The organism is Flavobacterium celericrescens, assembly GCF_011392075.1.
GTDB lineage: Bacteria > Bacteroidota > Bacteroidia > Flavobacteriales > Flavobacteriaceae > Flavobacterium > Flavobacterium celericrescens.
The window spans coordinates 1-236 of sequence record NZ_JAAJBV010000033.1; the positions used below are offsets into that span (position 1 = coordinate 1).

Consider the following 236-nt stretch of genomic DNA (forward strand, 5'->3'; position numbering starts at 1 on the left):
ACCAGCAGTGTTCCCATTAGGCACAACCACTGTAACATGGACTGTAGTAGATGGTTCAGGTAATACGGCTACTGCTACACAATTAGTTACAGTAACAGATGTTGTTGTACCAACAATTACAGCACCATCGGATATCACAATCAACACAAATGATGATTGTTATGCAATTAACGTTGCATTAGGTACACCAGTAACTGCAGACAACTGTTCTGTAGTAAGTGTAACTAACGACGCTC

Annotated in this window: 1 protein-coding gene; it reads left to right on the top strand. The window is 40.7% G+C overall.

What is annotated here, in order from left to right:
• Positions 1 to 236, top strand: a 236-nt coding sequence (locus G4L40_RS12925) for a hypothetical protein (RefSeq protein ID WP_166237596.1), incomplete at both ends; no start/stop codon positions are given.